This window comes from Streptosporangium sp. DT93 (assembly GCF_049844535.1).
Classification (GTDB): Bacteria; Actinomycetota; Actinomycetes; order Streptosporangiales; family Streptosporangiaceae; genus Streptosporangium.
The window spans coordinates 197918-220502 of record NZ_JBNCLF010000005.1; the positions used below are offsets into that span (position 1 = coordinate 197918).

Annotated in this window: 21 protein-coding genes and 1 tRNA gene; 9 read left to right on the forward strand and 13 right to left on the reverse strand. The window is 71.4% G+C overall.

Annotated elements, in window-relative coordinates; genetic code table 11:
• Window positions 1-91: 91 nt before the first annotated feature.
• The 9 genes from fabF to ACLQ2R_RS13605 all read right to left on the reverse strand — a co-directional run bounded on the left by fabF (window position 92) and on the right by ACLQ2R_RS13605 (window position 8004).
• Window positions 92-1324 carry a beta-ketoacyl-ACP synthase II gene (gene fabF, locus ACLQ2R_RS13565; protein ID WP_386245861.1) on the reverse strand — a complete coding sequence of 411 codons (1233 nt, stop codon included), beginning with the start codon at window positions 1322-1324 and terminating at the stop codon, window positions 92-94.
• Between the two features lie 47 nt (window positions 1325-1371).
• Window positions 1372-1611, reverse strand: a complete 240-nt coding sequence (locus ACLQ2R_RS13570; protein ID WP_362806380.1) for an acyl carrier protein — start codon at window positions 1609-1611, stop codon at window positions 1372-1374.
• A gap of 63 nt (window positions 1612-1674) precedes the next feature.
• Entirely contained in the window at window positions 1675-2631 is a 957-nt protein-coding gene (locus ACLQ2R_RS13575; protein ID WP_425959825.1) for a beta-ketoacyl-ACP synthase III, read from the reverse strand.
• Between the two features lie 7 nt (window positions 2632-2638).
• Entirely contained in the window at window positions 2639-3559 is a 921-nt protein-coding gene (locus ACLQ2R_RS13580; RefSeq protein WP_425959826.1) for an ACP S-malonyltransferase, read from the reverse strand.
• Between the two features lie 117 nt (window positions 3560-3676).
• Complete coding sequence (locus ACLQ2R_RS13585; protein WP_425959827.1) at window positions 3677-4900, reverse strand: PucR family transcriptional regulator; 1224 nt, start codon at window positions 4898-4900, stop codon at window positions 3677-3679.
• 241 nt (window positions 4901-5141) lie between these two features.
• Window positions 5142-5603 (reverse strand): DUF350 domain-containing protein, encoded by a 462-nt coding sequence (locus tag ACLQ2R_RS13590; protein ID WP_425959828.1) that lies wholly within the window; start codon window positions 5601-5603, stop codon window positions 5142-5144.
• 50 nt (window positions 5604-5653) lie between these two features.
• A complete protein-coding gene (locus ACLQ2R_RS13595; RefSeq protein WP_425959829.1) occupies window positions 5654-6814 on the reverse strand; it encodes a glutathionylspermidine synthase family protein in 1161 nt (386 codons plus the stop codon).
• Window positions 6815-6835: 21 nt separating this feature from the next.
• Window positions 6836-7264: a hypothetical protein gene (locus tag ACLQ2R_RS13600; protein WP_425959830.1), complete on the reverse strand. Its 429-nt coding sequence runs from the start codon at window positions 7262-7264 to the stop codon at window positions 6836-6838.
• A gap of 203 nt (window positions 7265-7467) precedes the next feature.
• Window positions 7468-8004 carry a MarR family winged helix-turn-helix transcriptional regulator gene (locus ACLQ2R_RS13605; RefSeq protein WP_425959831.1) on the reverse strand — a complete coding sequence of 179 codons (537 nt, stop codon included), beginning with the start codon at window positions 8002-8004 and terminating at the stop codon, window positions 7468-7470.
• Between the two features lie 82 nt (window positions 8005-8086).
• Between ACLQ2R_RS13605 and ACLQ2R_RS13610 the strand changes: the two genes are divergently transcribed.
• Together ACLQ2R_RS13610 and ACLQ2R_RS13615 are read left to right on the forward strand one after the other, a co-directional pair.
• The gene (locus ACLQ2R_RS13610; RefSeq protein WP_425960045.1) at window positions 8087-9352 is read left to right on the forward strand and encodes an amidohydrolase family protein; all 1266 of its coding nucleotides are present in this window, start codon (window positions 8087-8089) and stop codon (window positions 9350-9352) included.
• A gap of 143 nt (window positions 9353-9495) precedes the next feature.
• Window positions 9496-11352: a serine/threonine-protein kinase gene (locus tag ACLQ2R_RS13615; RefSeq protein WP_425959832.1), complete on the forward strand. Its 1857-nt coding sequence runs from the start codon at window positions 9496-9498 to the stop codon at window positions 11350-11352.
• 86 nt (window positions 11353-11438) lie between these two features.
• Here the strand turns inward: ACLQ2R_RS13615 and ACLQ2R_RS13620 are convergent, their stop codons facing one another.
• Together ACLQ2R_RS13620 and aceE are read right to left on the reverse strand one after the other, a co-directional pair.
• Window positions 11439-13031: an alpha/beta hydrolase gene (locus tag ACLQ2R_RS13620; protein ID WP_425959833.1), complete on the reverse strand. Its 1593-nt coding sequence runs from the start codon at window positions 13029-13031 to the stop codon at window positions 11439-11441.
• A gap of 92 nt (window positions 13032-13123) precedes the next feature.
• Entirely contained in the window at window positions 13124-15877 is a 2754-nt protein-coding gene (aceE, locus tag ACLQ2R_RS13625) for a pyruvate dehydrogenase (acetyl-transferring), homodimeric type (protein WP_425959834.1), read from the reverse strand.
• A gap of 620 nt (window positions 15878-16497) precedes the next feature.
• Between aceE and ACLQ2R_RS13630 the strand changes: the two genes are divergently transcribed.
• The 6 genes from ACLQ2R_RS13630 to ACLQ2R_RS13655 all read left to right on the forward strand — a co-directional run bounded on the left by ACLQ2R_RS13630 (window position 16498) and on the right by ACLQ2R_RS13655 (window position 19927).
• Window positions 16498-16905, forward strand: coding sequence for a secondary thiamine-phosphate synthase enzyme YjbQ (locus ACLQ2R_RS13630; protein WP_425959835.1), 408 nt, complete (start codon window positions 16498-16500; stop codon window positions 16903-16905).
• A gap of 123 nt (window positions 16906-17028) precedes the next feature.
• Complete coding sequence (locus ACLQ2R_RS13635) at window positions 17029-17457, forward strand: DUF3052 domain-containing protein (RefSeq protein WP_425959836.1); 429 nt, start codon at window positions 17029-17031, stop codon at window positions 17455-17457.
• An 89-nt stretch (window positions 17458-17546) separates the two neighbouring features.
• On the forward strand, window positions 17547-18005 hold the full coding sequence (locus ACLQ2R_RS13640; RefSeq protein WP_425959837.1) for a peroxiredoxin: 459 nt from the start codon (window positions 17547-17549) through the stop codon (window positions 18003-18005).
• A gap of 55 nt (window positions 18006-18060) precedes the next feature.
• Entirely contained in the window at window positions 18061-18381 is a 321-nt protein-coding gene (locus tag ACLQ2R_RS13645) for a hypothetical protein (RefSeq protein WP_425959838.1), read from the forward strand.
• A gap of 374 nt (window positions 18382-18755) precedes the next feature.
• The gene (locus tag ACLQ2R_RS13650; RefSeq protein WP_425959839.1) at window positions 18756-19820 is read left to right on the forward strand and encodes an ROK family protein; all 1065 of its coding nucleotides are present in this window, start codon (window positions 18756-18758) and stop codon (window positions 19818-19820) included.
• A gap of 32 nt (window positions 19821-19852) precedes the next feature.
• Window positions 19853-19927 (forward strand) — tRNA-Val (locus tag ACLQ2R_RS13655).
• A 413-nt stretch (window positions 19928-20340) separates the two neighbouring features.
• On the opposite strand, the gene ACLQ2R_RS13660 is transcribed toward ACLQ2R_RS13655, so the two are convergent.
• Together ACLQ2R_RS13660 and ACLQ2R_RS13665 are read right to left on the reverse strand one after the other, a co-directional pair.
• Complete coding sequence (locus ACLQ2R_RS13660; protein ID WP_425959840.1) at window positions 20341-20763, reverse strand: PPOX class F420-dependent oxidoreductase; 423 nt, start codon at window positions 20761-20763, stop codon at window positions 20341-20343.
• Complete coding sequence (locus ACLQ2R_RS13665; protein WP_425959841.1) at window positions 20760-21674, reverse strand: NADP-dependent oxidoreductase; 915 nt, start codon at window positions 21672-21674, stop codon at window positions 20760-20762. The genes ACLQ2R_RS13660 and ACLQ2R_RS13665 overlap by 4 nt, the downstream gene beginning before the upstream one ends.
• 168 nt (window positions 21675-21842) lie before the next feature.
• Here ACLQ2R_RS13665 and ACLQ2R_RS13670 point away from each other — a divergent pair, with 168 nt between their 5' ends.
• Window positions 21843-22439, forward strand: a complete 597-nt coding sequence (locus tag ACLQ2R_RS13670; protein ID WP_425959842.1) for a TetR/AcrR family transcriptional regulator — start codon at window positions 21843-21845, stop codon at window positions 22437-22439.
• The last annotated feature ends 146 nt before the right edge of the window (window positions 22440-22585 follow it).

Below are 22585 nucleotides of genomic sequence, written 5' to 3' on the forward strand. Positions count from 1 at the left end.
TCAAAACCCGGGGGCCCGGCCCCCGGGGGGGGGGGGCCCAGGGCGGCGGGCTGGGGCGGGGGGCACGAGCACGCGCCGGACGGTGGTGAGGTCAGACGGTGGTGAAGGCCACGGCGACGTCGTGGCCGCCGAAGCCGAAGGAGTTGTTGATCGCGGCGATCTGGCCGCCGGGCAGGTCGCGGGGCTCGCCGCGCACGATGTCGACCTCGACGCCGTCGTCCAGGTCGTCCAGGTTGATCGTCCCGGGCGCGCGCCGCTCGTGCAGCGCCAGGACGGTGAAGACGGACTCGATGCCGCCGGCGCCGCCCAACAGGTGCCCGGTCATCGACTTGGTGCCGCTGACCAGCGGGTGGTCGCCGATGACCTCCTTGATCGCGATCGTCTCCACCACGTCGCCGGCGGGCGTGGAGGTGGCGTGCGCGTTCACGTGCTTGATGTCGGCGCCGGTGAGACCGGAGTTCTCCAGGACGCGGCGCATGGCCAGCATGACCCCGGCTCCGCTCGGCTCGGGCTGGGCGATGTGGTGGGCGTCGGCGGAGTACCCCACTCCGGCGGCGACCGCGTAGATCGTGGCGCCGCGGGCGCGGGCGTGCTCCTCGGACTCCAGCACGACGATGCCGGCGCCCTCGCCCAGGACGAAGCCGTCACGGCCCTTGTCCCACGGCCGCGAGGCGCGCTCGGGCTCGTCGTTGCGGGTGGACATGGCGCGCATGGCGGCGAAGGAGCCGATGTTCAGCGGGTGGATGGCCGCCTCGGTGCCACCGGCCACGACCACGTCGGCCCGGCCGGAGCGGATCATCTCGATGGCGTACCCGATGGACTCGGCGCCGGTGGCGCAGGCGCTCACGGTGGCGTGGACGCCGGCGCGGGCGCCGACCTCGATGCCGATCCAGCCCGCCGCGCCGTTCGGCATCAGCATGGGCACGGTGAACGGTGAGAGCCGCGTCCAGCCCTTCTCCTTGAAGGTGTCGTAGGCGGCGAGGATCGTGGTGATGCCCCCGATGCCGCTGCCCACGACGACGCCGAGGCGCTCGGGGTCGACCTTCTCGATCGCGGCGTGCGCCCACGCCTCGCGGGCCGCGACCAGCGCGAACTGCTCGGCCCGGTCCAGCCGTCGCGACTCGGGCCGGGGCAGCACCTCGGTCGGGTCGACGGCCGCGAAGGCGGCGAACTTCACCGGGACGGAGTCGACCCACTCCTCGGTGATGGTGCGGACCCCGGACCGACCGGCGAGGAGCGCCGACCAGGTCGAGGCGACGTCTCCACCGAGGGGCGTCGTCGCGCCGAGCCCGGTGACGACGACACGTGCCTGGTCTGTACTCACTGCTGCGCTCCTTGTGTGTCGCTGGTCTGAGGAAAGGCCCGGACGTCTCAGTTCTGGATGAAGTTGATGACGTCCTTGACGGTCTTCAGGTGCTTGAGCTGGTCGTCGGGGATCTCGACGCCGAACTCGTCCTGGGCGGCGACGGCGATCTCCACCATGGAGAGCGAGTCGATGTCGAGGTCGTCGACGAAGCTCTTCTCCGGGGTGACCTCGGCGGCCGGGATTCCGGTGATCTCGTTGACGATCTTGCCGATGCCGGCGAGGATCTCCTGCTCGGTCAGAGCCATGTCGGGTGTTCTCCTTGGATTCGTTTTCTCTGGTTTCCCGTACGGCGGAGCCGCGCGGAAGCTCTAGGGGATCTCGATGATCTGGCCCGCGTAGGTCAGGCCCGCGCCGAAGCCCAGCAGCAGGGCGAGCCCGCCCGAGGGGACCTCGCCCTGTTCGATCATCCGGGACAGGGCGAGCGGGATCGAGGCGGCCGAGGTGTTGCCGGCCAGCACGATGTCCTTGGCGATGACGGCGTTGTCGGCGCCGAGCTTGCGGGCGATGGCCTCGATGATGCGCAGGTTGGCCTGGTGGGGCACGAACGCGGCCAGGTCGGCCGGGTCCACCCCGGCGCGGTCGCAGATCTCCCTGGCCACCGGGTGCAGCGCGGTGGTCGCCCAGCGGAACACGGTCTGTCCCTCCTGGTGCAGGAAGGAGTCCCGGTCCTTGACGATGATCGCGTCGAACTTGTCGCCCGCGCTGCCCCAGACCACGGGGCTGATCCCGGGCGTCTCGGAGGGGCCGACGACCGCGGCGCCGGCGCCGTCGGCGAAGATCACCGCGGTGGCCCGGTCGGTCCAGTCGATCCACTGCGAGAGCTTCTCGGTGCCGACCACGAGCACGTGGGTGGCCGAGCCCGCGCGGATCGCGTCGTCGGCGACCGCGAGGGCGTAGCAGAAGCCCGAGCAGGCGGTGTTGACGTCGAACGCGCCCGGGGCCTGGATGCCCAGCCGGGTGGCGACCCGGCCGGCCGCGTTGGGGATCTGCGTCTCTAGCGTGCAGGTGGCGACGATCACCAGGTCGATGTCGGCGGCCGACAGGCCGCTGGCGGCCAGGGCCTTGCCCCCCGCCTGCACGGCCAGGTCGATCTCGGACTCGCTGTCCGGGGCGATCCGGCGCTCCTTGATGCCGACGCGGCTCTGGATCCAGGCGTCGTCGGTCTCCATGGTCGCCGACAGGTCGTCGTTGGTGACCACCTGGGAGGGCTGGTAGTGGCCGAACGCCAGGATTCTCGCACCCGGTGAGCCCTGAGAGACCTTCATGCGTCGATCACCGCTCCTCATTCGACCCGAGGGCGGCTCGCGCGGCCTCCAGGTCGTCGGGGGTCTTCAGGGCGACGGCCGTCACCCCGCGCAGAGCACGCTTGGCCAGGCCGGTCAACGTGCCGCCGGGAACAAGCTCGATCATGGTGGTGGCGCCCAGACCGGCCATGGTGGCCATGCAGGCGTCCCAGCGCACCGGGCTGGCGACCTGGGCGACCAGGCGCTCCAGGAACTCGGTGCCGCTCGCGACCGCCTCGCCGTCGCGGTTGGACAGCAGCGTCACGGTGGGGTCGGCGGGGCCGGTGGGGCCGATCTCGGCGGCGGCCTCGCGCAGCCGGTCGACCGCGGAGGCCATGTGCTCGGTGTGGAAGGCGCCGGCGACCGCGAGCGGGATCACCCGGACCCGGGCGGGCGGCTCGGCCTTGAACGCGGCCAGCTGCTCCAGCGTGCCGCCGATCACGATCTGCCCGGCGCCGTTGACGTTGGCGGCGGTGAGGCCCTTCTCGGCGACGGCCGCGAGGACCTCCTCCTCGACCCCGCCCAGGACGGCCGACATGCCGGTCTCGGTGACGGAGGCGGCCTTGGCCATGGCCAGGCCGCGTTCGCGGACCAGGAGCAGCGCCTGCTCGGGGGTGAGCACCCCGGCCAGCGCGGCGGCGGTGAACTCGCCCACGCTGTGCCCGGCGACGATGTGGGGCGAGGCCCCGAGGACCTCGGCGACGGCCAGGCCGGCGGCCACGAGCAGTGGCTGGGCGACGGCGGTGTCACGGATCTCGTCCGCGTCCGCGATGGTCCCGCAGGCGATCAGGTCAAGGCCGATCAGATCCGACCAGGCGGTCAGCCGATCGGCCACGCCGGGCAGGTCGAGCCATGGACCGAGGAATCCTGGGGTCTGGGCGCCTTGGCCCGGAGCGACGATGACGAGCACGAAATCCAGCCTGCCCTGTAGGAGTTCACTACCCGGATGGGGATCCAGACGAAGTTCGTCCCCAGTTTTTTGTAGGTTAACTACAACGGGAGTTTCATGGAGATTAAGTAAAGGACATTAGATAACAGTTGTTTCGGACAGTCGACCCAGGATCAGCCCGACTTGAAGGGTGAACGCGGACCTGCCCTCGGTCGGCTGATACCCGGTCATTTCGGTGATCTTACGCAGACGGTAGCGCACCGTGTTCGGATGGACGAACAGCAGCCGGGCCGTCGCCTCCAGCGAGGTGCCCTGTTCCAGGTAGGTGGCCAGGGTGTCCAGCAGCGGCGTGCCGATCAGCGGCAGGTAGACGTTCTCGACGAGCTGTGCCCTGGCGTCGCCGTCGCCGTCGATGGCCCGCTCGGCCAGCAGGTCCTCGGCGTGCACGGGACGGGGGGCGTCCGGCCACCCCGCCGCCGCCCGGAGCCCGGCCATCGCGGCCCGCGCCGACCTGGCGGCCGAGTGCAGGTCGGCCACCTCGGGCCCGATCACGACCGGGCCGGGGCCGAAGCGCGGCACCACGTGCCTGGCCGCCGCGGCGACGCTGTCCGCCCCGCCGACGATCACGATCAGCCGGTCGCCCTGCACGCCGGCCAGCATGTCCAGCCCCGACCTGCGGCCCCGCTCGCGCAGCGCGTCGATCACCGCCTGCGGGTCGTCGCCGGGCGTCTGGCCCGCCAGCACCACGACGGGCGCGGAGGTCCAGCCGAGCGCCGCGGCCCAGGAGTGCAGGCCGTCGTCGACCTCCCCCCTGACCAGGGCGTCCACGATCAGCGCCTCCAGCCGGGCGTCCCAGGCGCCGCGGGCCTCGGCCTCCCGGGCGTAGACCTGTGCGGCGGCGAACGCCACGTCGCGGGTGTAGCGCAGCATCGCCTGCTGGAGCTGGTCCTCCCCGCCGGGCGCGGCCAGCTCACCGGACCGCGCCTCGACCACCTCGACCACGACCCGCACGATGTCGACGGTCTGCTGCAGCGAGATGGACCGCTTCAGCTCCCGGGGCGCGGTGCCGAAGAACTCGATGCTGGGGGTGGGGCGGCCCTCACCGGCGTGCTGGAACCACTCCACGAACGCGGCGATGCCGGCCTGGGCGACCAGCCCGACCCAGGACCGGTCCTCGGCCGACAGCGCGCGGAACCACATCAGCCGGTCGTCCATCCGGGACATGGCGGCCGTGCCCAGCGTGCCCATGGCCCGCTCCAGCCGCCGCGTGGTGTCCTGCCGGACCCGGTCGGATTCGGGATCCCTCCCCGGCCCCGCCGTGACGCCGCCCTGTCCTGCCGCCTGTCCGCTCCGCTCCCTCACGTCACCAAGGGTGCCAGGTCGCGCGGGATGCGTCGGCCACGGATCCGTACAACGCGCGGCCCCCGATCTTGTGGGACCGCACCGGCGTCCCCGTCACGTGGGACGGCGCGTCCCTCCGGCCGCGGCGCCGACCATGGCACCGGCCGTGGCATCCACTGTGGCATCCACTGTGGCATCCGCTGTGGCACCGCCCGCGGCACCGGCCGCCGCTCCCGCGCGGCGGGAGCGGCGGGGACCGTGCTCAGACGACCGCGACGGCGGTGATCAGGCCGATGGCCAGGTGGGTGACCGCCAGCAGCCGGGCGCCGGGCTGCAGCTCCGGCTCGGAGACCAGCTGCCGTACGGAGATCCCCGCCACCTTGTCGAAGACGATCATCCCCACCGTCTGCATGGCGATGCCGAGCAGGCCGAAGACCGCGGTGGCGAGCAGGCCCTCGTGCAGGGCGCCGCCGGAGGACCAGATGGAGGCCGCGACGATCAGCCCGACCGCGGCCAGCCCCGAGCTGGTGAGCAGGGTGGCGTTGGGGTTGCGGGCGTCCTTGATCAGGTGACTGAGCTTGCCCGGGATGGCCAGGTCGATCACGTAGAAGCCGATGACCAGCAGGATCACTCCCAGGACGGCGTAGGCGGCGATCGCGAGCGCGCCGCGCCCGAGGTTCTCGGCGAGCGAGAGCGTCTCGGCGCCGGCGGGGGATGGGGACATCAGGGCCGACGCGATGGTGGGACTCATTATGCCGTTTCTCTTTTCGGGACTCAGAGCTCGATGCGGTGCGGGACGAATGACGACGTGTCGTCGGTGATGAACCCCGAGGTCTCGCGGATGCCGAGACCCGCGGCCTCGTCGTGGACGACCCAGGCTCCCAGGACCGGGCGCCAGCCGTCGAAGACGGGCAGGGCCTGGAACTCCTGGTGGACGTGACCCTCGGCGCCGTAGCCGCCCCCGGTCTCCAGGTGCTCGGCCGGGGTGACGATCCGCATGTTCGCGCCCTCCCGGCCCAGCAACGGCTTGGAGATGTACGAGGACATGCCGTGCGGGTCGCCGAGGTAGGCGGGCAGCAGGTTCGGGTGCCCCGGGTACAGCTCCCAGAGCACCGCGAGCAGCGCCTTGTTCGACAGCAGCATCTTCCACAGCGGCTCGATCCAGGTCATCGAGACCTGCTGGCGCACCGCCTGCATGCCGAACGGGTCGGCGACCGCCCACTCCCACGGGTACAGCTTGCACAGGGTGCGGATCACCCTGCGTTCCATGTCGACGAAGCGCAGGTTGAGGCCGTCCCAGCCGATGTCCTCCATGGCCACCGCGACGGTGGCCAGCCCGGCCTGGTCGGCGGTCTCCTGCAGGTAGGCCAGGGTCATCGCCTCCTCGCCGGAGGTGTCCATGCTGGTCCAGGCGAAGTGCGCGGGCCCGGTGGGCATGCCGGTCGCGATCTGCTGCCACCGGGCGATGAGACGCTCGTGGATGGAGTTCCACTGGTCGTCGTCGGGGTAGCGGTCGCGCAGCCAGAACCACTGCACCACCGAGCTCTCCAGCAGGCTGGTGGGGGTGTCGGCGTTGTACTCCAGCAGCTTGGCCGGGCCGGTGCCGTCGTAGCGCAGGTCGAACCGGCCGAACAGGTGCGGGTCGTTGCGCTCCCAGGAGGCCGCGATCTCCGGCGCCACCCATTCGGGGATGGCGAACTCGGCGTAGCGGCCCTTGGCGACGACGTGCTCCACGGCGTGCAGGCACATGCGGTGCAGTTCCTCGACCTGGTTCTCCAGGTCGAGGACCTCGTCCATGGTGAAGACGTACTGGACGGCCTCGTCCCAGTACGGGCGGTCCAGGCCCTCGGGATGGGCCGAGCGGTGGTAGGCCAGGCCGTGACTCTCGATGATGCTCTCCCAGCCGTCACGGGGGAGCGAGGTCTCGCGTCTCATCTGCTGCTCATCTGCGCGGGTTCAGCTCCCGCTTGAGCCGCGGCCGCCGAAACCGCCCCGCTGGATCACTGATCCCTTGGGCGTGCTGATCCTGACGTCCGCGGGACGGACCGTGGTGCCCTGCCGGATGCGCACGCCGCTCCTGACGCCGCCGTAGTACCAGCCGTAGGCGCCCCGGGAGCCGTAGTAGGCGCGGTTGCCGTCGTCGCAGTAGTCCTCGTCGACGACCGCGTACGTGCCGTCGGGCAGGCGGCTGTTCATGTCGACGCACTCGGCGCCGACCTCCTCGTAGTCGTTCTGCGCCGAGCAGTAGCCGATCAGCAGCAACGAGACGACACCGATGCCGGTGAGGGTCACCACCTTGGACGCCATGCCCTTGGAGGACTTGGCGGGTGGTCTGGGCGGAGGATTGCCCCCGGCGGCCAAAGGGTGTTTCGGTGGTCCGGACATCGAGCTCCAATGAGATGTGTCGCCATAGGCTATCGATGGGGTTTTGTCTGTTCAACAGCACTATCCATCTTTGATGGTATGCACCGTCGTGACGGCGTGCGCCGCGATGATCGCCGATCTTCGGGCGAGCGCGTGAGCGCTTCGGCGGGCGCGTCCCGGAGCGGCCGGGTGAACCGGGCCCCGGGCGGTCTCGCGAGCGGGCCTCAGGCGGGCCCGCGGGCGGGACCGGAGCGGTCCCCGAGCGTGAGGAGAACCTCGCGCAGCAGGTCGGCCAGGGCCCGCGCGGTCTCGTCCGGAACCCCCGCGAGCAACTCGGCGTGCGCCTCGCCGGTGGCCAGGGCCAGCTCCTCGGCCCGCCGCACGCCCTGACCGGTCAGCCGTACCCACGAGCTCCGGCCGTCGTCGGGGTCGGGCTCGCGCTCGACCAGCCCGGCCGCGGTGAGCCTCTGCAGGATGTTGCTCGTGCCCCCGGTGGTGAGGGAGGAGCGCGAGGCGAGCCTGCTGGGCTTCAGCCGGTAGGGGGCCCCGGCCCGGCGCAGCGTGGCCAGCACGTCGAACTCCGCGTAGGTCAGGCCGTACTCGCCGAGCACGGCCTGGGTGACCTCCTCGACCAGGGACTTCAGCCGGGCGGTGCGCTTGACGATCTCCAGTTGCACGGTGGCGGCCTCGGGCAGCTCCGCCCGCCAGCCGTCCATCACCTCGTCGACGCGGTCGCGTCGCGCCGCCTGCCGTGCGCACATGGGGTTGAGGGTACCTCCTCACGCTGATAGCTTTCCAAAAAGCTTTTTTGATTGCTTTACGAACGGAGAGATTCCCGTGCGCATGCTCATCACCGGTGCGACCGTGATCGACACCGAGCCGCGGCCGCGCGTCCTGGAGGGCGCCGGCGTGCTGGTGGAGGAGGGGGTGATCACCGCGGTCGGGCGGGGCCTGCGCGCGGAGGGCGCCGAGGTCCTCGACGCGGCCGGCGGGATCCTGCTGCCCGGCTTCGTCGACACCCACCGGCACGTGTGGCAGAGCGTGCTGCGCTCGGTCGCGGCCGACGCCACGCTCGGCGGCTACCTCGACCTCGTGCTGGGCAGGCTCGGCCCCGCGTTCCGTGCCGAGGACGTGTACGCGGCGAACCTGTGGGGCGCGCTGGAGGCGCTCGACGCGGGCGTCACCACGCTGTACGACTGGTCGCACATCCAGCTCACCCCGGCCCACACCGACGCCGCCCTCGACGCCCTGCGCGAGGCCGGGATCCGCGCCGTGTTCGGCTACGCGCCCCCCTCGCCCGCGGACGGCGCGCGCCGTGAGGACGAGGTGCGCCGGATCGCCTCCCTCGCCGGTGGTTCCGGCCCGGTCACCCCCGCCCTGGCCGCGTGGGGACCCGTCTACGGTTCCGCCGCCGCCGCGGAGGCCGACTGGCGGCTGGCCCGTGAGCTGGGCCTGCCGATCAGCCTGCACGCGACCGGCTCCGGCGCGGTCGAGTGGCTGCACGCCAACGGCCTGCTCGGGCCCGACGTCATGTTCGTGCACGGCAACGGCTTCTCCGACGAGGCGGTGAGGCTCCTGGCCGCGAGCGGCTGCGCCGCCTCGGTCGCGCCGGTCGTGGAGGCGCAGATGGGGCACGGGTACCCCGAGTCCGGCAGGTTCCGCGACGCCGGGGTCCGGGTCGGGCTGGGCGTGGACACCGTGACCGACGCGCCGGGAGACATGTTCGCCGTGATGCGGGCCGCGTTCGCCGCCGAGCGCCTGCGCGGCGGGGCGTCGTCCACCGCCGACATGCTGAGGATGGCCACGCTCGGGGGAGCCGAGGCCCTCGGCATGGCGGACCGGATCGGATCGCTGCGGCCGGGCCGGCAGGCCGACCTGGTGATCCTGCGAACGGGCTCCCCGGCCATGGCGCCGGTCCACGACCCGATCGGCGCGGTGGTGACCTCTGCCGGCCCCGGCGACGTGGACACCGTGATCGTCGGGGGCCGCGTCGTCAAGGGCGGCGGCCGCCTGCTGCACCCCGGCCTGTCGCGGGCCCTCGACCTGGTCTCCCGCTCGGCCGCCCGCCTCGCCCGCACCGCCGGGCTCACGACGGCGGCGGCCGGCTGACCGGCCGCTTCCCGGCGGGCCCCGGGGGTGCCGGAGCCCGGACCCGCCGCCGTGCCGGGCGGCCGCCGTGCACCGGTGGGGATCCGCCTCGGTCGTCCGCGTGTGTAATGATCTGGCAAAGCGCGCTGAACGAGGGGTCCGCGGTGCCGGAGATCAGACCGTTGCGGCCGGGGGATCCGCCGCGACTGGGGGAGTACTCGCTCAAGGGCAGGCTGGGGGAGGGCGGGCAGGGGGTCGTCTACCTGGGGGAGTCCGACGGCGGCGAGCGCGCCGCCGTCAAGCTGCTGCACGTGCGCTTCACCGGTGAGGCGCAGGCGCGGTCACGGTTCGCCCGGGAGCTGGCGGCGGCCCGCAGGGTGGACGCCTTCTGCACCGCCAGGGTGCTCGACGCCGACCTCGACGGCGAGACCCCCTACATCGCGAGCGAGCTGATCGAGGGCCCCTCGCTGCGCGAGGTCGTCGAGCGCGACGGGCCGCTGTCGGGGGAGGCGCTCGACCGGCTCGCCGTCGGCACCGCCACCGCGCTGGCCGCGATCCACCACGCCGGCATCGCGCACCGCGACCTCAAGCCCGACAACGTCCTGCTCGCCGCCGACGGCCCCAGGGTCGTCGACTTCGGCATCGCGAAGATCATCGACGAGAGCGGGACGATCACCACCCGCGCGGTCGGCACCCCCGCCTACATGGCGCCCGAGCAGATCGCCGGGGAGCGGGTGGGCTTCCCCGCCGACGTGTTCGCCTGGGGCTCGACCATCGCCTTCACCGCCACCGGCAGGGCCCCCTTCGGGAGCGAGACGATCGTGGCGACCCTCAACCGGGTCATCAACCACGAGGCCGACCTGAGCGGCCTGCCCGGCGGGCTGCGCGAGATCGTCGCCGCCTGCCTGAACAAGGAACAGCGTCTGCGGCCCACCTCCGACGCCCTGCTGAGGCGCCTGCTCGGCCACCCGCCCGGTGAGGGGGAGGCCTCGGAGGAGGAACCGGCCGAGGGGGCGCAGACCGCCACGGCCGACCTGACGGGGCAGGGAGGCCGGGCGGGCGCGGGGACTGCGGGGAGGGCCGGGCCGGCGGGCACGCGACGGCGCCGTACCGTGATCGCCGGCGTCGCCGGGGGGCTCGCGGTCCTCGCGGTGACGGGCGCCCTGCTGGCCGCCAGGTCCGGCGCCCTCACGGCGGGGGCCACGCCCCCGCCGGCCGCGGCGCGGACGCCTGCGGCGCGGACGCCGGCACGGACCCCCGGGACCCCGGGGGTCTCGGCCCCCTCGCGCCTGCTCGACCGGATCGAGGCCACCGGCACGCTCCGGGTGGGCTACCGCGCGGGACTGCCGGGGATCTCGCTGGGCGACCCGCCCCGGGGTTTCGAGATCGACGTGGCCGGACGCGTGGCCGAGGGCCTGGGGGTGCCGTCCGGCGGCCTGAGGTTCGTGGACGTGGGCCTGGGCAGGCAGGAGGCGATCGAGAGGGGGAAGGTCGACCTCGTGATCTCCGGCTTCTCGATCGGGAGCGCCGACCGCGAACGGATCGCCTTCGCCGGGCCGTACTACGTCGCCCACCGCGACGTGCTGGTCCGGGCCAGTTCGAGGATCGACCGGCTGGGGGACCTGCGGGGCAAGAGGCTCTGCCTGCCGCAGGGCCAGACCACCGGCCAGCTGATCCGTGACCGGGGCATCGGGTTCGTCCGCGTCGATGCGGACGACTCCTCACGGTGCGCCTCCCAGGTGGCCGACGGCAGCGCCGACGCCATGCCCGGGGAGGACCTGCTGATCGCCGGCTTCGGGGCCCGCCTCCAGGGCACCGAGCTGGAGATCGCCGGGCTCAGGCTCACCACCGAGCGCTACGGCGTGGCGATGCGGCGCGGCGACCCGGTGGCCTGCCGGAGGATCAACGAGGTGATCGCCTCCATGTACCAGGACGGGAGCATGGAAGGCCTGCTGAGAAGACACCTGGGCAGGGTCGGCTTCCGCTTCGAGACCGCGCGGCCCCGCCTGGAGACCTGCTAGACGCCCACGGCCTTCGAAGGCCCCCGCGGACCCGCGGCCGGGACGGGCGCGAGAGCCCGTACCGGCCACGGGGGGTGGGCGAGGGCTCAGGAACCGACGCAGGTGACGCCCTTCACCGGGACCTTCCCGCCGATCAGGTAGTCCTCGGTCACCTTCTTGACGCACGCGTCGCCGGACAGGTAGGCGCCGTGCCCCTCGCCCCTGTAGGTGACCAGCACGCCGGTGCGCAGCTGGTCCGTGAGCTTCGGCGCCCACTCGTAGGGGGTGGCCGGGTCGCCGGTGCCGCCGATCACCAGGATCGGCGCGGAGCCCGAGGCGTCGACCCGCCGGGCCGCGTCGCTCCCGGGGACCGGCCACATCGAGCAGATCAGCCCCATGCCGGAACCGCCGAACAGCGGCGAGATCCTCAGCGTCTCGGTCTCGATCGCGGCGATCTGGCCCGCGGTGGGCCGCTCGGCGGTGTCGACGCAGCTGATCGCCGGGAAGCTGCTCATCAGGGTGGTGTAGTTCCCGTCCGGCAGGCGGCCGTTGTAGCTGTCGGCCATCGCCAGCAGGATCCGCCCGTCCCCCTTGGTCGCCTCGCTCAGCGCCTGGTCCAGCAGCGGCCAGGTCAGTTCCGAGTACAGCGCCGCGGCGACGCCGACACCCGCCAGCCCCTGCGTGAGCCGCCGGTCGCCGACCTTGAGCGGCCTGTCGTTCAGCTCGTCCATCAGCGCGGTGACGTTCTTGCCGGCGATGGTCGCGTCGGCGCCGATCTCGCACTCGCCGACCCGCTTCACGCAGTCCCGCAGGAAGGACTCGTAGGCGTGCTGGAAGCCCTTCGTCTGGACCCGGGAGCGCTCGGCCATCGACACCTTCGGGTCCAGCGGGGCGTCCAGCACGAACCGGCCCACGTTGCCGGGGAAGCGGGTCGCGTACACCGCGCCGAGCTGCGTCCCGTAGGAGATGCCGAAGTAGTGCAGCTTCCGCTCGCCCAGGGCCACGCGCAGGCGGTCCATGTCGGCGGCGGCGTTCACGGTGCCGACGTGGGGCAGGACCTTGCCCGAGGTCCGCCCGCAGGCCGCGGTGAACATCCCGGTGATCCGCTGCATCTCGGCGCGCTCGGCGGCGTTCGCGGGCAGCGTGTCCATCGAGGTGTAGGCGTCCATCACCGCCCTGTCGCCGCACCGGACGCCGGAACTGCGGTCGACCCCGCGCGGGTCGAAGCTGACCAGGTCGTAGCGCTTGTTCAGGTCGGCGAAGGCCTTGGCGGCCTGGGCCAGGGTGTCGACGCCCGAGGCGCCGGGACCGCCGAAGTTGAACACCAGCGAGCCGATCCGCGCCCCCGGCCCCCGGGCCTTGATGCGGATGACCGCGATGTCGAGGGCCTCACCGGCCGGGGCCGCGTAGTCGAGCGGGACCCGGAGAGCGCCGCACTGCTGGGCGGGGTCGGGCCTGGCGGGGGTCTGCTCGCCGGGCCGCTTGATGTCGGTGCACGGGCCCCAGGTGATCGCCCCGGCGGGCACGGGCGTGGACGCCGGCGAGGGCGCTGAGGGGGAGGAGGGGCTGGACGAGGCCGGGCCGACGGCCGGTCCCGAGCCCGCCGGTGCCGCGCCGTCCCCGCCCCCCTCACCGCTGCAGGCGGCGAGCGCGGTGGACAGGACGGCGATCGTCACGGCCGTCCTGAGGATTCTTGCCATGGAAGAGCTCCCCTGGAGTCGTCTGCCGGGGGAAGCGATTCCACCCTAACCGGGCGGGCTCCCCAGGAAAAGGAGAACCCGCCCGGACAGGATCACACACCCATGGACTGGGTGTCGTTGCTCTCCGCGCCTCCGGCCTCGGTGACGCCGTTCTTCAGGTGGTACATGGCGATGGCGTCGCCCAGCACCTCCGGGTCGAGCTCGCCCCGCCCGACGAGCTGGGTGAGCACGGCCAGCGTGATCGACGCGGCGTCCACGTGGAAGTGGCGGCGCAGCGCCGAGCGGGTGTCCGACAGGCCGAAGCCGTCGGTGCCGAGCGAGGTCCAGTCGCCGGGCACCCACTGGGCGATCTGGTCCTGGACCGCGCGCATGTAGTCGCTGACGCCCACGAACGGCCCCTGGGCCGCCGAGAGCGCCTGGGTGACGTACGGCACCCGCTTCTCGGCGTCGGGGTTGAGCAGGTTGTGCTCCTCGGCGGCGAGCGCGTCGCGGCGCAGCTCCGCCCAGGAGGTCGCCGACCACACCTCGGCCGCCACGCCCCAGTCCTCGGCCAGCATCCGCTGGGCCTCCATGGCCCACGGACCGGCCACGCCCGAGGACAGGATGTTGGCCTTCGGCGCCGAGCCAGAGACGGCCGGAGCCGGGGCGAACCGGTACAGACCCTTGAGCAGCCCCTGCACGTCCAGGCCCTCGGGCTCGGCGGGCTGGGGGTAGGGCTCGTTGTAGACGGTCATGTAGTAGAAGATGTTCTCCGGCTCCTCGCCGTACATCCTCCGCAGGCCGTCCTTGACGATGTGGGCCACCTCGAACCCCCAGGAGGGGTCGTAGGAGACCGCGGCCGGGTTCGTCGAGGCGATCAGCGGGGTGTGACCGTCCTCGTGCTGCAGGCCCTCGCCGTTCAGCGTGGTGCGCCCGGCCGTCGCGCCGAGCAGGAAGCCCCGGCCCATCTGGTCGGCCATCTGCCACATCTGGTCGCCGGTGCGCTGCCAGCCGAACATCGAGTAGAAGATGTAGATCGGAATCATCTGCTCGCCGTGCGTGGCGTACGACGAGCCCACCGCGATCGCCGAGGCCATCGACCCGGCCTCGCTGATGCCCTCGTGCAGGATCTGACCCTCGGTCGACTCCTTGTACGACAGCAGCAGCTCGCGGTCGACCGCGTCGTAGGTCTGCCCGTGCGGCGAGTAGATCTTCGCCGTCGGGAAGATCGCGTCGAGGCCGAAGGTGCGCGCCTCGTCCGGGATGATCGGCACGAACCGGTGGCCGAGCTCCTTGTCGCGCATGAGGTCCTTGAGCAGGCGGACGAACGCCATCGTGGTGGCGACGTTCTGCTTGCCCGACCCCTTCTTCAGCTGCGCGTACGCGGCGTCGCCGGGCAGCGTGACCGGCTTGGCGCGCACCACCCGCTTGGGCAGGAAGCCGCCCAGCGCGGCGCGGCGCTCCTTCATGTACTGGATCTCGGGGTCGTTCTCGCCCGGGTGGAAGTAGGGCGGGAGGTCGGCCTCGAGCGCGGAGTCGGGGATCGGCAGGTAGAGCCGGTCGCGGAACTCCTTCAGGTCGGCCTTGGACATCTTCTTCATCTGGTGCGTCGCGTTGCGCGCCTCGAAGTCCTTGCCCAGCGTCCAGCCCTTGATGGTCTGGGCGAGGATGACCGTCGGCTGGCCGACGTGCTCGCGGGCCGCCTTGTAGGCCGCGTACACCTTGCGGTAGTCGTGGCCGCCGCGCGAGAGCTTGCGGATCTCCTCGTCGGACAGGTGCTCGACCATCTTGCGCAGGCGCGGGTCGTCGCCGAAGAAGTTCTCCCGGATGTAGGAGCCGTCCTCGACCGAGTAGGTCTGGAACTGCCCGTCCGGGACCGTGTTCATCTTGTTGACGAGCACGCCGTCGACGTCGGCCGCCAGCAGCGTGTCCCAGTCGCGACCCCACACGACCTTGATGACGTTCCATCCGGCGCCCCGGAAGTACGACTCCAGCTCCTGGATGATCTTTCCGTTGCCCCGCACCGGCCCGTCCAGGCGCTGCAGGTTGCAGTTGATCACGAAGGTGAGGTTGTCGAGCTCCTCGCGGGCGGCCACGCCGATCGCGCCGAGCGACTCGGGCTCGTCCATCTCGCCGTCGCCGAGGTAGCACCAGACGTGGCTGCGGCTGGTGTCCTTGATCTTCCGGTTCAGCAGGTACCGGTTGAACCGGGCCTGGTAGATCGCCCCGATCGGGCCGAGACCCATGGAGACCGTGGGGAACTCCCAGAAGTCGGGCATCAGGCGCGGGTGCGGGTAGGAGGGCAGGCCCTTGAACCCGTGGGAGAGCTCCTGGCGGAAGGCGTCGAGCTGGCCCTCGTTGAGGCGGCCCTCCAGGAAGGCGCGGGCGTAGATGCCCGGCGCCGCGTGCCCCTGGAAGAAGACCTGGTCCCCGGACTCGCCGTGGTCCTTGCCCCGGAAGAAGTGGTTGAAGCCCACCTCGTAGAGCGAGGCCGCCGAGGCGTAGGTGGCGATGTGCCCGCCCACGTTGGTGCGGGCGTTGGCCCGGGTCACCATGACGGCCGCGTTCCAGCGCGTGTAGGCGCGGATCCGGCGCTCGACGTACTCGTCGCCGGGGAACCAGGGCTCGCGCTCCGGCGGGATGGTGTTGATGTAGTCGGTGCTGCGCAGGCCGGGCACGCCGACCTGGTGCTCACGGGCCCGTTCCAGCAGCCGGAGCATCAGATAACGGGCTCGGGTCCGACCTTCCGCCTTGATGACGTTGTCGAGCGACTCGAGCCACTCCTGGGTCTCACTGGGATCGACATCAGGGAGCTGGCTGGGTAGGCCGTCACTGATGATCGAGAAACGCTGGCGTCCGGAAGCCACTGGGTCTCGCCTTCCGAGGATGGACTTTTGTCTGGTGTGGGTCGTCTTCCATCCTGGTCGCTTACCCCGGAAAGTGCATCTCTACTTGCCGGTAACCAGGAGATCCCTGCTGGCAGGGGAAGGAAAGTGGCCTAGACCACCGATGGTAGGACGAATTGCCACCAAAGGGTACATGGAGGTTCCTCCTTTTTCACAGGTCCCCTCCCAGGGAATCTGTCCTGTCCGGCCGGGCCCTCGCGTGGCGGTCTCCCGGACGACGGCCCGGGCCCTCTCACGACGGCCCTCCGGACGGTGGGGCGGACCTCCTCACGGCGGCCTCCTCACGGCGGACCTCCTCACGGCGGCCTCCTGGACGGCGGGACGAGTCCCGGGGGACCGGCCGATCGACCGGCCGGGCGCCAAGTCCTCGCCTCGTTCTTTCCTTATATATGTAACGAACGACTCTCGTCCGTGGTGCCCGCCCTGACCGGGTTCCCGGCCGAGGGCGGGGCCGGGAGCGGGCAGTACGTCACCGTACGAGGAGATATGGCCGGCCGGACGCGGGGGTGGAGAGGCCTCCGGCGCGCCCGTGCCGGGGCGCGACCGTCATCGCAGCTCAGGATGGATCGTAGGATCGGTATGTGAGATCTCAGACGATCGAGGTGGTAACGGGTTCCCGGGAACGGGTGCACGACATCACCTCCGAGTGCGAGAGCTTCGTCCGGTCATGCGGGGGCGACGGGCTGCTGAACGTCTTCGTGCCCCACGCGACCGCCGGCGTCGCCCTGCTGGAGCTGGGCTCCGGCAGCGACGACGACCTGCTCGCGGCCCTGGGGGTCCTGCTCCCGGCCGACGACAGGTACAGGCATGCGCACGGATCCAGGGGGCATGGACGGTCGCATGTCATGCCGGCCCTCATTCCGCCGTACGCCACCGTCCCTGTGCTGTCGGGACGGCTCGCGCTGGGAACCTGGCAGTCCATCGCGGTGGTGGACCTCAACGTCGACAACCCGGAACGCCAGGTCCGTTTGTCATTTTTGTCGGACTGATTCATACGTAGCCCAGTCGTTGCCGTGGCGACCGTTGACGACTGAGGGTCACAGCGTGTGGACTGTGCCGAAGCACTCTGAGCACCGTGTGAATGCGGGGCCATCCAAGCAGGAGGGACAAACGTGAGCGCGACCGCGGGTCAGGCGCAAGGCGAACGCGGCCTGGCCGAACGGCTCGGCCTCAAGCCGGGTCAGGTGGTGCAGGAGGTCGGATGGGATGAGGACGCCGACGACGATCTGCGCAACTCCATCGAGGAACTGACCGGCAACGAGCTGGTCGACGAAGACTTCGAGGACGTCGTCGACATCGTGCTGCTCTGGTGGCGTGACGGTGACGGCGATCTTTTCGACTCCCTGAGCGGCGTGGTGACCAACCTCACCGACGGAGGCCAGATCTGGCTGCTCACTCCCAAGGCCGGCCGGGACGGGCACGTGGAGCCGAGCGACATCGGGGAAGACGCCACCACTGCGGGTCTCTCGCAGACCAGCAGCATCAGTGCCGCCCCCGATTGGTCGGGGACGCGTCTGGCGACGCCCAAGGCGCGTCGCTAGGGTTCCGCCCTGCCGTACGGCTCGCACGGAGCCGTACGGCAGGATGATGACGCGCGTCTCACACCGCCATCGGACGAAAGGACCCCGCCATGGCCGTCGAGGTGGGGGCCCGGGCTCCGGACTTCGAGCTGCGCGACCAGCACGGCACCCCGTTCAGGCTCTCCGCCCAGCGGGGCCGCAGGGTTGTGCTGATCTTCTATCCCCTCGCGTTCAGCGGGGTCTGCGGCAACGAGCTCGACGCCGTCAGGGACGAGTTCCTCCCCGCCCTGCCCGATGACGTCACGGTGGCCACCGTCTCGGTCGACTCGATCTTCGCCCAGCGCGCCTGGGCCGACCGGCAGGGTTACGTCTTCCCGCTTCTCTCCGATTTCTGGCCACATGGACATGCCGCTCGGGCATACGGTGTCTTCGACGAGGAGAACGGCTTCGCGGGGCGCGGGACCTTCGTCATCGACGGCGAGGGCGTGGTCCGCTGGCGTGTCGTGAACCCGGTCCCGAAGGCCCGCGACGTCGCCGAGTACCTCAAGGCGCTCGCCGGACTTCCCTAAGCGGTGATCCGGCCGTCCACGAGGCGCCCGCCGGTCCGACCTCTCGGAGGCGATCATGCCCTGCTTCTCCTGCGGGGCCAGGCAGACCGACCCCGTACGCGGCGCCAGCCCATGGACGCGCGGGGTACGCGACGAGACGCAGGTGCTCGTCTGCCCGGACTGCAGGCGCACCCACGACGTCGACCTCGACACGTGCTCCTCGTGCGGCTCGGCCGCGCTGATCTGCCGGCTCGGCGAGGTCGAGTGCCGCTCCTGCGGGGCCGTACGGCTCGCCCGCGGCGGCACCGGCGCCGGCCGGCCGGTCGCCTCCTGCTCACCCGGCCTGGCCGACGAGGTCGAGGCCGCCCTGGCCCGGGTCCTGCGCCGGGTCCCCTGAGAGGGCGCTGTTTTCTCCGGTCCGCCGGGGTCGTGCCCTCGTCCGCGCCTCCTGAGGGGGTGCTGTTCTGTTCGATCCGCCGGGGTCGCCCTCTTCCGCGTTTCCCGAGGACCTTGGCCGCTCCTCGATCCGCCGGGGTCGCGCTCTTGTCCGCGTTCTCCGAGACGTCGCTGTTCTTCTTCGATCTGCCGAGGTCGCGCCCTCTTCCGCGTTCCCCGAGGATCTTCCTTCCTTCTCGATCCGCCGGGATCGCACCTTCGTGAGGCCGACGAGCCCGGCAGGTCCGGGAAAAGGACATCCGGCCCCCGGTGGCCCGCCGGCGGTGCGCTAGGGTCGGGGCTCGATCCCGCCCCTTCGACCCGCTGGATGGGTGCATGAGCTCCTTCGTCGTTGCCCTGGACGTCGGTGGGACGTCGATGAAGGGCGGCATCGTCACCCGCTCCGGCGAGATCCTCCGTACCGGCCGCCGCGCCACCCCACGCGACCGGGGTCCGGCCGCCGTCATCGCGGAGATCCGCTCCTTCGTCTCCGACCTCGCCGCCTCCGGTGGCGGCACCCCCGCCGGGGTGGGCCTCGCCGTTCCCGGCCTGGTGAACGCCGGCACGGCCCTCTACTCCGCCAACATCGGCTGGCACGACGTACCCGCCACCGACCTCGTACCGCTGGACGTCCCCGTCCTGCTCGGCCACGACGTACGTACCGGCGGCCTCGCCGAGAGCGTCCTGGGCGCCGGCCGTGAGCTCACGGACTTCCTGTTCCTGCCCATCGGCACCGGCATCGCGGGAGCCACGATCCTGCGCGGCGAGCCGTACGGCGGGACCGCGGGCTGGGCCGGCGAGATCGGTCACATCCCGGTCCTGCCGGAGGGGGAGCGGTGCGCGTGCGGCCAGATCGGCTGTTTGGAGACCTACGCCTCCGCCTCGGCCGTGGCCCGCCGCTACTCCGCCCGCCTGGCCGGGGCACCACCCCGCCCGGAGGGCGTCACGCCCGCCGCCCCCTCAACCGTTCCGGAGGCGGTCGCGGCCACCGGTCCCGCCCGCGCCGCCGCCGAGCAGGTCGCGGCCACCGGTCCGGCCCCCGTCACCGCCGAGCAGGTCGCGGCCCTGACCGCCGCCGGGGATCCGCTCGCCACCGAGATCTGGGGCGACGCGGTCGAGGCCCTCTCGCTGGCCCTGGCCACCTACACGCTCCTGCTGGACCCTTCGGCCATCGTCCTGGGCGGTGGCCTCGCCGAGGCGGGCCCGCTCCTGTCCGTCCCGCTGGCCGAACGGCTCGGCGCCCGCCTGGCCTTCAGGGACGCCCCGCCCCTGCGCCGGGCCGCCCTCGGGATGTCCGCCGGAATGCTCGGCGCCGCCCTCCTGGGCTGGCGCGCGGCCGGCGTCACCGACGCGGGCGATACATGGTCCGTCGATGTGCTGAAGTCCCCTCCGGTGGCGTAAGGTGTTGTCCCACCTGTCCGGTGGGATCCCCGGGGCGCTTAGCTCAGCGGTAGAGCGCTCGCCTTACAAGCGAGATGTCACTGGTTCGAACCCAGTAGTGCCCACCAGTAAGCAGTGCCCACCAGGCAAAACGTCCCTCCTCTCGCCTTGGACGCAGAGTAAGAGTGACCACTGGGTGACTGACCCTTGAAGGCCTCGCCTAACACCTCTGTGCCTGTAGAACACGGCGAAGGCGCAGTCGTGAGGATCCTGGTCGGTCGGTATGGAGGGGTCCTCCGATCCCATCCCCGCCTGGGGGCAATCGGCCGCTCGGGCGACTTCGGCAAGATTCCTTCCCTGGGCCACCCGTGATTCCTGCCTCAAGATCTCCGTATCAAGAGGCGAGGGGAGGTTTTGTGACGCCGACAATACGCTGAGTTGCCAAAGTGTCGACGACGCGCGAACGGTGACCCCCTGGCGACGGGATGCCGCCACCTGTCCGACGTGGGGTTCGCGGGCCGCCCCGTCGATGCGCCCGACCTCACCCCCGCGGGATGGATCGGGAGCCGCGGGCTCGATGAGGCGGGTCGATGCCCCAGCTGATGACGCGTCGCGGATGGATACGGATGATCGCGCCGAACGTACGGGCGGCACTGTCGGAAGGGGTGTCGATGGCTTCCGCGGTACCGCGGATCTCCAGGCATCGAATGCTGTCCATGCCGCCCGGCATGTCGTCGACGACGACGGCGGCCTGTGGTCTCGCCCGCACGTTACGGTACTTACGGCTGGCGGCCATGTTGTGACCGCCGATGTCGATCGTGTCGGTCAGCGGATTGTAGTAACAGGAGACCGGATTGACCTGCGGGCCGTCGTCCGGTGCGATCGTGGCCAGGCGGCCGAGTCGCTGGGAGGAGAGGTAGGCGATCTCACCCTCGGTGAAGACGCCGGTGTCGATTCCGCTCACGTCGTCACCAGCACGATTTTCCCGCGGGCATGACCGGTCTCGATCTCGCGATGCGCAAGGGACGCTTCCTCCAGGCCGAACCGCTTCCATATCGGCACCGTCAGGTCGCCTTTCTCGTAACGAGCGACGAGATCGGCGAGCCGGGCGGCTGAGCGGTCGGTCCCGACCCTGCGTACCCCACAGCGTTGCTCGGCCTGCCAGTCGACCAGGGTGACGGCACGCTCGGCCGTGCCGAGCAGTTGCACGGAGATGTCGTTGGCCTCGCCGCCGACGCAGTCCAGCGCCGCGGTGATGCCCTCCGGCGCCAGCCGCCGGACCCGATCGGCGAGTCCCGGTCCGTATGTCACCGGTGTGGCGCCGAGGTCCTCCAGGTAGGCGTGATTGTGCCGGCTCGCGGTGCCGATCACCGTAGCCCCACGTGCGACCGCGAGCTGTGTCGCGAACGAGCCGACGCCACCGGCCGCCGCGTGTATCAGCAGGCGGTCGCCGGCGGTGACGTTCAGCGCGTCGAGCGCGGTGTCGGCCGTCTGCCCGCTGGCCGACAGCACTCCGGCCTCCGGCCACGGCATCGCGGACGGCTTGCGTACGGCGTTGGCCGCCGGTGCCACGGCGGTGTCGGCGTAGCCGACGGAGTCGACGAAGGCGATGATCGGCTCGCCCGCCGTGAACCCGGTGACACCGGCCCCGACCATGTCGACGACACCCGCCACCTCGTTGCCGAGGCGCGCCGGGAACACGGCGGGGTTGTACCGGGCGAAAGCGCCACGCCGGTAGCCGGCGTCGAACGGCTGTACACCGGCCGCCTTCACCCGGACCCGGATCTCTCCTTCCCCGGGGTGCGGGTCGTCCGTTTCGATCACCCGCAGTACCTCCGGTTCGCCGTACTCGGCGAACACCACGATCCTCGCCATGTCCTGCCTCTCCATGTGATCCAGGTGGTCGAAGAAGTATCAATCGTTTGATTGATGTTTGTCAATCAAACGATTAACTGCTGTACTGTGACGGTGACCGCGCACGAAGGATCCGACGAACAGCCACGCGCGTCCCGCCGGCACCGCACTCCAGGAGAGCGTGACCGGATGGCCGAGCGAACACGGCAGAAGATCCTCGACGCGGCCATGGTCGAGTTCGGGGCCAAGGGCTACTCCGGTGCCCGAACCGCAGGCATCGCGGCCCGGGCCGGTGTCAACCAGCAGTTGATCGCCTACTACTTCGGCGGGAAGCAGGGCCTGCTCGACGAACTCAGACGGCGCTGGTCCGCCCGCCAGGAGACACTGGTGCCTCCGGGGGCCACCTTCGCCGAGTCGCTACAGGCATATCTCGACGTGACCCTCGATCACCTGGACTGGGCACGCCTGGTCGTATGGCAGGCCCTCGGCGACGACCCCGGCCAAGGTGCCGAGGAGTCCGATCACACACGGGGGCGGCGAATCGAGGACGGTGTGCGCCGCATCCGTGATCGTCAGCGCGCGGGCGAGCTCACCGACTCGGTCAGCGCCGAGTTCATCGTGCTGCTCGCGCACATGGCCGCCTTCGCCCCGGTCGCCATGCCGCAGATGGTGCAGAGCATTCTGGGCGTCGCCCCTGGCTCCGCGGAGTATCGCCGACTATGCCGGGACCAGCTCGCCACCCTGCTCGGCCCGGGCGAGGCCGTTCACGACACCCCGCCGGGATGATCGGCGCGTCTGACGACGGCGCGGCCTGCGCCGCGCCGTGCCGACGGATCGGCACCGTCATGACGCGGGGCCCGTCATGACGCGGGGCCCGTCATGACGCGGGCGGGCCTCCCGGCGTGGGAGACGGCTCGACGACGCCGGGAGGA